Source organism: Limosilactobacillus mucosae DSM 13345, assembly GCF_001436025.1.
Classification (GTDB): domain Bacteria; phylum Bacillota; class Bacilli; order Lactobacillales; family Lactobacillaceae; genus Limosilactobacillus; species Limosilactobacillus mucosae.
Genome location: NZ_AZEQ01000033.1, coordinates 1 through 10,030, shown reverse-complemented (window position 1 = coordinate 10,030; position 10,030 = coordinate 1). Strand labels below are relative to the sequence as shown.

Annotated in this window: 7 protein-coding genes and 1 pseudogene; 1 reads left to right on the top strand and 7 read right to left on the bottom strand. The window is 32.7% G+C overall.

Annotation, left to right across the window (positions count from 1 at the left end; all coding sequences use genetic code 11):
- Nucleotides 1-12: 12 nt before the first annotated feature.
- A complete protein-coding gene (locus FC47_RS09695; RefSeq protein ID WP_056968760.1) occupies nucleotides 13-513 on the bottom strand; it encodes a transposase in 501 nt (166 codons plus the stop codon).
- A 443-nt stretch (nucleotides 514-956) separates the two neighbouring features.
- Between FC47_RS09695 and FC47_RS10955 the strand changes: the two genes are divergently transcribed.
- Nucleotides 957-1,061, top strand: coding sequence for a hypothetical protein (locus FC47_RS10955; RefSeq protein WP_420896570.1), 105 nt, complete (start codon nucleotides 957-959; stop codon nucleotides 1,059-1,061).
- 45 nt (nucleotides 1,062-1,106) lie between these two features.
- Here the strand turns inward: FC47_RS10955 and FC47_RS09690 are convergent, their stop codons facing one another.
- The 6 genes and pseudogenes from FC47_RS09690 to FC47_RS09665 all read right to left on the bottom strand — a co-directional run.
- A complete protein-coding gene (locus FC47_RS09690) occupies nucleotides 1,107-2,093 on the bottom strand; it encodes an acyltransferase family protein (RefSeq protein WP_056968759.1) in 987 nt (328 codons plus the stop codon).
- Between the two features lie 166 nt (nucleotides 2,094-2,259).
- Nucleotides 2,260-5,775 (bottom strand): peptidoglycan amidohydrolase family protein, encoded by a 3,516-nt coding sequence (locus tag FC47_RS09685; protein ID WP_056968758.1) that lies wholly within the window; start codon nucleotides 5,773-5,775, stop codon nucleotides 2,260-2,262.
- A 245-nt stretch (nucleotides 5,776-6,020) separates the two neighbouring features.
- Nucleotides 6,021-6,509, bottom strand: coding sequence for a hypothetical protein (locus FC47_RS10480; protein ID WP_081036780.1), 489 nt, complete (start codon nucleotides 6,507-6,509; stop codon nucleotides 6,021-6,023).
- 62 nt (nucleotides 6,510-6,571) lie between these two features.
- Nucleotides 6,572-8,632 (bottom strand): glycosyltransferase family protein, encoded by a 2,061-nt coding sequence (locus FC47_RS09675; protein ID WP_162258424.1) that lies wholly within the window; start codon nucleotides 8,630-8,632, stop codon nucleotides 6,572-6,574.
- 14 nt (nucleotides 8,633-8,646) lie between these two features.
- Nucleotides 8,647-9,609: a glycosyltransferase family 2 protein gene (locus FC47_RS09670; protein ID WP_056968755.1), complete on the bottom strand. Its 963-nt coding sequence runs from the start codon at nucleotides 9,607-9,609 to the stop codon at nucleotides 8,647-8,649.
- Nucleotides 9,610-9,745: 136 nt separating this feature from the next.
- Nucleotides 9,746-10,030: pseudogene (locus FC47_RS09665) on the bottom strand (glucosaminidase domain-containing protein); the annotation flags it as partial.

Here is a 10,030-nt window from a genome sequence, read left to right as displayed (position 1 = left end):
ACACAAAATATTTTACACTCCCTGATCTAGGGTTAGTTTTAAAAACTTAAACTTAGAATAGGGCAGAACGTACAAGAAAATACTGAAAGTATGTGGAACGCCGTTCCGGTCAGTCATGGTAACTTGCTCTTTCCAATCAACTTGAGCACTTAGGCCAATTGTATGCTCAACTCTAATTGTGGCCTTCTTGGTCTGCACTTTACGAAAACGACGACAATAATCTTTAACGATTGTGTACTTACCAGTAAAGCCTTTTTCAACAATAAAATCATAAATTGATCTGGCGGAACATCCGGCAGTGTACTTATCCTCAATGATATCTTGATATCCGTCTAGCTTACTACGACGGCTTCGCCGCTTCCTAATAACTGCTGTTTTACCACTCTGAGCTCTTAAATAGGCCGCTTTTACAGTTCGTGGATCAACACCATACTGCCGTGCAATAGCGGAGTAATTTGGTTTTATCTTCTCTAACACAAAATATTTCATCCTTTCGTAAACGTCTTTTCGCATACTCATCACTTCCTTAAAAGATTAATAAAGTGAGTATACAAAAAATGCAGGAAAACCGACAATTTTAAACCGCCGATTTCCTACATTTTATAACCGCCCTTTACAGTGTGCTTACCTTACGTTGAATACTTCAACACAGTCGAGATTCCAGCAAACGAAACAACCTCACCGCGGAGGACTTCCACAATGAGGCCGTATAGACTAATTTTTTATTTTTTAAGTGTTACCTTGACAGGGTATAGTACCGCTTGGCGAGATGCCCCATTTCATTATCCTAGTGATTTTATTTGCCGCAAATCTGCTGAACGGTTGGATTCTATGGCAAATAAGCCTTCAGATCCAGGTTCTGAGAGCGTGTGTAAGCTTCAAAGATCAATTTCAGATATTTGAAGACATCCAGATTATTTAGTTTGGCCGTCTGAACGATCATATAGAAGATCGCATTGGCTTCCGCTTTGGATCGTCTGGTCTACAAATCACATATCATTAAAATTGCAGGCAAGTCATATAGATTGAAATCGGCGACTAACCATAAATCGTCATCTTAAACTGCCATAATTGTACATTTTCAAATTGCCATTTCTGTACAATTTTTATTTGCCCTTGTTCCCCCTACCATTAACACCTATTTTTATATATTTTTTTATCTCCAAGAAAACCATTAACATTACAATATCTACTGATAACCTGACTAAAGCTGCTTCTATATTACTATTCATATACTTACTCCACCAGATCCAATAACAGTCTAAATGATGAATACATAGAAGCGGTAAAGTATGTTTACCAAAAAAAGAAAACTTTGATAATAATGAAATTCTTTCAATTCCTTTTGAAAGTTTGATAATAGCTATGGTACCTGATATTGCTTCAATAACAGAAATAAATTGTAATGGATAATATCTTACAGAAAGTTCAATATGCATTTTGTTCGCGACACAAACAATCCAAAAAATGACTAATGCTATTTCCCCAAAAATTATTAGAGAATTTTTTTTCGCAGTTAATTTCTTAAGAAACCAACCGACCCACATAAAGAAAGCAGCGACCAATGCTATATCAAAAGCCTGGGGAAGCCAATAGTATTTTGAAAGAAGAATTGATATATATGCTAATATTCCTAAAATAATGCCGTTAAACTTATTGGGTATTACTAATTGGAGAGAATCATATATGACTTTTGCCCAAAAAAATGCAAACATAAACCACATGACTCCGACACTACTGAGCCAAATGCCGTTTTTTCCATAAAAGTTAGAACCCCAAAAGATTCCACGTATTGCTTGATACCAAATTATTGAACCACCATTTATAATCCAATTTTGTAAAGCTAAAAGTATAATCATGATTACTGCTAATATCCAGCTATTAAGAAATAATTTCTTAACACGTTTTTTCCATTGATCTACATTGCAAACCTCACTAGAAGTAAATCCTGAAAGAATGAAAAACAATGGCATATGAAACGAAAAAATAAATGTATACACCCAAACATTTTTTATTTCATGTCCAATAATCATTAAAATAATGGCAATTGCTTTAGCAATGTCTATCCAGACAATTCTTTTTCTACTAACCAAAACGTTAAATCCTTTCACTAGCAATTCATAAATAGTTTATTTATAAAATATAAAAATAATGCCGACACTTATCTATAATACATTTTTAGCTTGTATAAATACAAGTGTTTCTTATAGAAGAATGTTGACATTTATTTTTTAGTTATTAAGCTTAACCAGTAGTATTTTAGCGGCGATATACATAATAGTATGGGTAGTTATCCTTACCCCAGTACCAGAAGTAAGGGAAGTTTTGAACAGCTGTCCCCTTTTCACCCTCTGTCCAGTAACAAGTTGATACCATTGTTCCATTTCGACCGGAACCGCTAATAACACCGGTATGACCGGCACCACCTGCGCTACGTCCACGTTGGCCCCAAATAATAACATCACCAACCACTGGTGAGATGTAACCATTGTTTTCATAAGCTAAATGATAGCCATTCCCTAGCAGATAGCTGTGCAGCATTTCCGTGTTGTACAGCAATGAGTATCGCCAAGCACCCGCTTCATACAATGCTTGAGTCAACGATCCGGAACAATCGGCGGTCTCATCAGCACCATTTCGTGAGCCATCCATCGAATAAGTTAATTTACCCATTCGATTAAAGAACCATTCCAATAGTTTAGCAGTCCATTGATCTTTGACTTGTGCTCCAGTGATGTAGTCGAAATAGTATTCTTGCCCATTAATCCATTGAGCACCAACATACATATTCCCATCTTGTCCGTTAAAGTAATAAGTATTTCCGTTTATATTCTGCCAACCATAAACCATATGGCCTTGAGCATTATAATAAACAGTACGTCCATCACCTAATTTGATGAAATTAGCAACAGCCTCATTGCCATCATTTAAATTAAAGTAATACCAATCGTTTCCAAGTTTCTTTTCACCATAAGTCATATGGCCATTTTCATCATAGTAAACGGTACGCCCATCATCGAGGCTGATAAATTTTGAAATTGCTTCGTCACCAGTCCATTTATCAAAATAGAACCAGAAACCATCAATTTTCTTTTCGCCATGAATCATTTGAGCTGTATCAGGATCATAATAAACTTTTTGGCTATCCGACAATTTCTTCCACCCAGTTACCAAGACATGATTGTTAGAATCATAATAATACCATTGTCCATCGACTTGGTTCTGACCATCGTTAAGAATAATATTTCCTTCATCATCTGTTTTTATCGTGTGTTGAGCAACAGTAGCTTCAACATTCTTACTTAACGATCCATTGGCAGCACCATAGTATTGTAACTGTTTGGTTGCTAAATTATATACCACACCTTTTTCTTGGGCACCGGTCCAAGAATTAAAGTAATAGGTCATACCCTTAATAGTTTGTTCACCATATAGCATACCCTTACTTTTGCTAATGTCTTGGTGATCAATTTCATAATAAACTTTGCGACCATCTGGTAGGTTAAAGAAGTCACTAACAATATTCCCATTTGTTGGATTAAAGTAGAACCATTTATTATTGATCTTTTGCTGACCAAATTGCATCTGGCCTTTGTCATTATAGTATACAGATCGGCCATCAGGTAAGCTGACAAAGCCAGTTTCCATTACTCCATCACCATCAAAGTAGTAATGATATCCACTAATTACTTGCTCACCAGTTGCCATCTCTGGCATAAAGTAATAAGTTTTTCCTTCAACCGTCTTAAAGCCAGATTCTTGAGCACCGGTCCACTGATTAAAGTAATAATATTTATCAGCTGCTTTTTGCATACCATGTAACATACCGGTGCCTGTACCATCATTATTCACTTGATAATATACGACACGACCATCTGGTAATGTATGCCAACCACGAATCGTATCACCTGTCCATTGGTTAAAACAATACCACTTACCAGATATCTGCTGTTCTCCATACTGCATTTGCCCATCGGCATTGTAATAAACAAGTCGGCCATCTGGAAGTGAGGTGAAACCTGTTCTCATTACCCCATTATTTCCAAAATAATACCAATGATCAGAAATTTTTTGTTCATTAAGTGCTAATTGTGGATTGAAATAATATGTTTTACCATCAACAACTTTAAAGCCAGTTTCACGCGCACCAGTCCATTGGTTAAAATAATATGCCGTGCCGTTTACAGTTGCCATACCATGCAGCATTCCGTTTCCAGTACCATCTTTATTAACTTGATAGTAAACAAGTCGATTATCTGGTAACGTATACCAACCAATAGCTACAGTACCATTCCATTGATTAAAGTAATACCAATTATTATTAATCTTTTGCTCACCATACTGCATCTGGCCATCACTACCATAATGTACTAAGCGGCCATCTTTCAAAGACACCCATCCAGTTACAGCTTTATTATCCTTTAGATAGTACCAGTATCCTTTGACTTTACATTCACCATCTGGTAAACAAACATGGTCGTCAATTACTTGATAATCTTTACCATCAATTTGCACGGTGCCATTTTCAATCAAAGTACCATCTGCTAGGTCATAATATTGGAAATACTTACTTTCTCTATTTAAGAAAATACCTTTTTCTACTGCACCTGTCCATTGATTCAAAAGGTATTGTTTATTATTTATCTTTTGGATTCCATACAACATTTGACCTTGTTTATCATAATAAACTGTTCGGCCATCATTCAGTTTAACAAATCCAGTTTCTTCATGACCATCTGCCAAATTGAAATAATACCAATGATCATTAATCTTTTGTTCTCCATATTGCATTTGTCCATTAGCATTATAGTAAACAATTCTAGGATTTTCGGTATCATTTAATGTAACAAAACCAACGGCCATTTCACCATTTTCTCCAAAATAATACCAATGATTATTAATTCTTTTTTCACCGGTTACCATTTCGGGAGCAAAGTAGTATGTTTTTCCATTAATTGACTTGAACCCATTTTCTTGAGCACCAGTCCACTGATTGAAGTAATATACGGCATCCTTGACAGTTGCTACACCATGCAACATGCCATTGCCACCACCATTTGGATTTACATCATAATAGACTTGACGACCATCTGGTAATTTGTACCATCCTTTTACAACATCACCATCATCAGTCCTAAAATAAAACCAATTGTTATTAATTTGCTGTTCCCCATACAACATTTGGTTGTTTTTCAAATCATAATAAACAAGACGATTGCCTAATAATTTTTGCCAACCATTTAGGTAATTATCATTTTGATCTTTTAAATACCAATGGCCATCCATATAAACTTCGGTCGTGGTTTGAACATTTGTAGAGTTATCTTCCTTATTATTAGTTACTGATGTATCTGCAGTAGCTGTATTACTATTTGCAGTTGAATTACTGTTCGACTCAGTAGACTGTAATTCATTAGTAGCTGACGATGTCTTCGATGTATTAACTTCTGACATCGAACCAGTAGAATTTTTATCTTGATTATCAGCACTGTTAGCTTGACTAGTAGCATCATTAGATTCAGTGCTTTTAACTGTATTATCGCCTTGGTTATTTGCTGTAAAATTGCTTGCAGCAACAACTGAAGTAGAATTTGAACTTGTTGTTGGCACTGTTGAAGTAGTCAGAGATGTCTGAGCGGTTACATTGGTCTCGTCAGCATGTGCAATCTGCACGTTGCTTGCCAACAAACTAACAGCTGTAATTCCTGCTACAACCCATACTTTTCCACTCTTATACATTTTAAAATGCTTTTTCTGATCGATTGGCTTTTTCATAATAAACAGAATATCCCCCGAAATATTGAATTAAAGTAATAGTTTATACATTTTTTGATTTTATCACTCAAAAATTTTCAATTCAATGCAGGACAAGAGTCGTATACCGTTTAGTTAATAAGATTAATGTTTTGTCTTGGTTATTAATCATTAGTAATTACGAACTTCAATTATAAAATATAAAAAAATATATAAAAGAAAGCTCGCCAAATTTTGACGAGCTTTCTTTTATATAGATATTAGTTTCAGTTACTAGTCGAACTAGAGCTACTTGAAGAAACTACTTGTGCATTGCTTGGCAATGGTCCGCTCCAATCAGCATAAGTTGTTTGACCATTTTTGATTTGGCGATCCATACCATCACTATCAACATTGTGAACTACACCATTACTGTCAGTCCAAGTAGCAACATCATTTAAGCCTAGTTGGATGTTACTGCTACTTTGAGCTGAACTGCTTGCTGAACTACTATTGCTTTGACTTTCATCAGCTACTACAGAACTACTGCTAGAAGATTCACTGTTAGCCTTGCTAGATGAGGTCTTGCTTTTTGAAGATGAACTTGAAATTTTCTTTGCTTTAGTTGCATTCTTCTTTTTAACTACTTTACTTGAAGTAGTTTCACTCTTAGACGAACTCTGTGAAGATTTAGAACTGTTTCCACATCCCGCCATTAAAAATGTCATACCAAAAATCATGAAAATAGCCATTAAACTATTTTTTACTTTTTTCATTATTAGATTAACTCCTAATTTAAACGCTTAATTACAATTATTAAGTATTATATCAAATAATGTTAGTGACGCAAGTTATTAGGCATGCTATTTCTAACTAAAAACCTGTTCCATAACCATCCTTCTATAAAGATAAGCAATTCTAAAACAATTAAAAATGTATACTTTATACTACGACTAATTGTAAAAGGAGATTCAACAACACTAGCAACAATACCAATATAATAATTTTTATGTTTTTCTATATGTTTTTGGAAAAGATCTATAGAACTATTTTTTTGTAAATAAATAGTTTCATTATTATTTCCAGTATTTTCAACTATAATTTTATAACTTCCTTTTTTTCCGTTTTCTGTTAAAGTATGCGTTACTGGATTTACTTTCTTACCATTTATAGTTACTTTCACATTGTCAGCCCAAACACCATCTACATACCATTGCTTGAAAGTATTATTAACTTGAATCCATTCAACTAGTTTCTGATGAGGTTTTAAATTATATTCTGTTTTCCTAAAGAAATTTTGTCCCATAACAATTCTAGTATTATTCTCTGAAACATAATTTTTTTTGTATGAAAGTCCCCATCCTACAATCGTTGCAATGCAACCCAAAGCAATTATAATATTTAGACTCTTCTTCGAAGTATTTTCTTCTTGAACATGATTAGCTAATTCATTTAATCCAAAAGTTCCTATTAAAATCATTGGAATTATTACAATATATGCATATCTCTCTTGTACCTCCCACAATAATGTGTGAAATAAAAATATGCCAAGAAAATATAAAGCCGCTAAGTTTAATATACTTTCATTTTCAGAGAACTTTTCTAAAAAAATTACATGAATAGATTTTATAAGCATCCCTAAAACAATTAATATATAAAGCGATTGGCTCCACATAAATAAAAATATCCTCTTTTGACCAAAAATGTAATTATAAATAGTATTCCATTGTCTTAGTATAGTAAACTCTCTATGCTCAATTCCAATAGTTCCCATTGACCATTGAATATTTATCTTATTCCAATATAGTTTTAAGATTTCTAAAAAGCTTGAATTTTTAATTGTATTAGATATAAGTTGCTTATCATGCTTATCTTTTTGTTCTTTAGTTTTAAATCTACCTGTATCATTATAGGTATCATTATTTACAGTTCCATTTGTTGATTTATTATATCCAACAGCAACCCAATACGTATAAGGAAAATCAGATTTCTTAGGGGCTTTTTCATTATTCTTCACTGCAGATAAGCCTAAGGAAAAAACAACCATTAATAAAGCAAAAAAACTTATAGTACTAACTTTTTTTATCCAATTTAATTTTTTCAAGCTAAAAATCAAATATATAAAAATAGCAATACTTAAAATAATTGCATTTGTCTTATTAAAATATGCCAAACTTGCAAATAAGCTTGAAATTGACATAAATAATAGATATAGGCTACTTTTCCTTGTTTCGACCATTTTAGTTAAGAAATAAATACTTAACATGCCAAACATTAAAGCACCAACATCAGTGTAAACAAAAAGAGCTGTGATCCATAATGGCGAAAATACATTTACAACTAAAAAATATAAATTTTGAATCCTTTTATCCGTAATTGATTTAATTATTAAATATCCAGCTAGAACAGCTATATCTATAGAAATAAAATTAACAATATTATAAATTAAAGATGCATGAACGTTTCCTCCTAACATTGATACAACCTTTGAAAGAAGTATTGCTGCACCTGCATTAGGACCAAATTTAAAATAAGGCGCCCATTCTTTACTACCTGAAACTAGGCTACTGATTTGTAAACGCATATCAAAATCATCTACACCTTGTGCGCCTTGTAATTTAATAGATAAATATATCTGCATAAATAATTGCAAGAAAAGAAAAATAATAATTATAATTCTTTTCCTTTTGTCACTAGAGTTCATAAAACCATCTAGTATAAATATTCCAACTAATAAAACAATACTAACTATAACAAATAATAATGTATCAATTGGAAAGATAAATCCTCTACTATGCCCTGGCAAAAACAAACTATTTATAAAAATAACTGCTGAAGCTAATCCTACTAATATCCAAATAAACTTCCAAAAAACTAAATAAATATTTTCTTTTTTCAAATTACTCACCATAATTAAAATTTTCTAGAATAATTTTCATACTCTATATTAAATCTCGGCCTATGTTTAACTTCTGTAAATACTTTGCCTATATATTCACCAATTACACTAACAGATATCAGTTGAACTCCTCCCAAGAACCAAATAGATATCATTAGTGAAGACCATCCAGGTACAATACTCCCTTGTATTTTTTCTACAAGCGTATAAATCATTAATACAATGCTTATCAACATTACAATAATACCTATAGACATTATTAGATGAATTGGAGCTATTGAAAATGATGTAATACCATCTAAGGCAAAATGAACCATCTTTTTTAAAGGATATTTAGACGTCCCAGCATACCGCTCTTTCCGTGGATAATATACCTTAGTTGAATTGTAACCTATAAGAGGTACCATCCCTCTTAAAAAAAGATTTCGTTCTTTATAATTTAACAAAGTTTCCGTTGCACGTTTACTCAACAGACGATAATCAGCTGAATCAGGGACTAAGTTAACTCCCAACCTCTTCATTAAATCATAGTACATTAAAGCAGTGTGTTTCTTAAAAAAAGAATCAGTATCTCGACTATTTCTTACCCCATAAACGACATCATACCCTTCAAGAAATTTATCTACCATTTTATAAATAGCATTAACGTCATCCTGAAGATCTGCATCAATCGTAATGATCATATCAGAATGCTTCACAGCTAAACTCATTCCCGCTAACAATGCATTTTGATGTCCATAGTTACGAGTAAACTTAATACCGGTAACATAGTCATATTTACTACTATAACTATTAATAATTTCCCATGTTTTATCTTTGCTACCATCATTAACAAATAATAGCTTACTATTTTTATCTATTTTATTTTTCTCACTTAAGTTAATTAGTATCTGTCCCAATTCTTTTATTGTTTCAGGTAATACTTCTTCCTCGTTATAACAAGGTACAACAATAGTTAACAAGTTTCCATTATTCATATCATTATCACCATAAGCCTATATCATTGACTAGAGATTTTTATTCACATAAAAAAGCCTAACATTATTTTTCTTATTCGTGAATGGATTTAAATAAGATTAATTATATTAGACTCATATTTTATTATATTTTTAACTATTCTTCATTTCCGGTTTCTTTGTTAAAAAAGTAGGTTTTACCATTAATAATTTGTTTTCCGTACTGCATCTGCCCTTGTTCATTATAGTAAACAATTCTACCATCCGGCAATTTTACAAATCCAACTTGCATGGAACCATCACTGCCAAAATAATACCAATACCCGTTTATATATTTCTCAATATTTTTTTTCAATGCTCCCGTATTTTCATCAAAATAGTAAACTTTATTATTAATTATTTGTTTACCATGAAACATACCTTGACCATTGCCACTATTGTC

What these genes read in the sequence shown, in the direction of transcription:
- FC47_RS10480 (WP_081036780.1), bottom strand. Translation starts at nt 6,509, where the DNA reads ATGAAAAAAGTAAAAAATAGTTTAATGGCTATTTTCATGATTTTTGGT.
- FC47_RS09695 (WP_056968760.1), bottom strand. Translation starts at nt 513, where the DNA reads ATGCGAAAAGACGTTTACGAAAGGATGAAATATTTTGTGTTAGAGAAG.
- FC47_RS09670 (WP_056968755.1), bottom strand. Translation starts at nt 9,609, where the DNA reads ATGAATAATGGAAACTTGTTAACTATTGTTGTACCTTGTTATAACGAG.
- FC47_RS09685 (WP_056968758.1), bottom strand. Translation starts at nt 5,775, where the DNA reads ATGAAAAAGCCAATCGATCAGAAAAAGCATTTTAAAATGTATAAGAGT.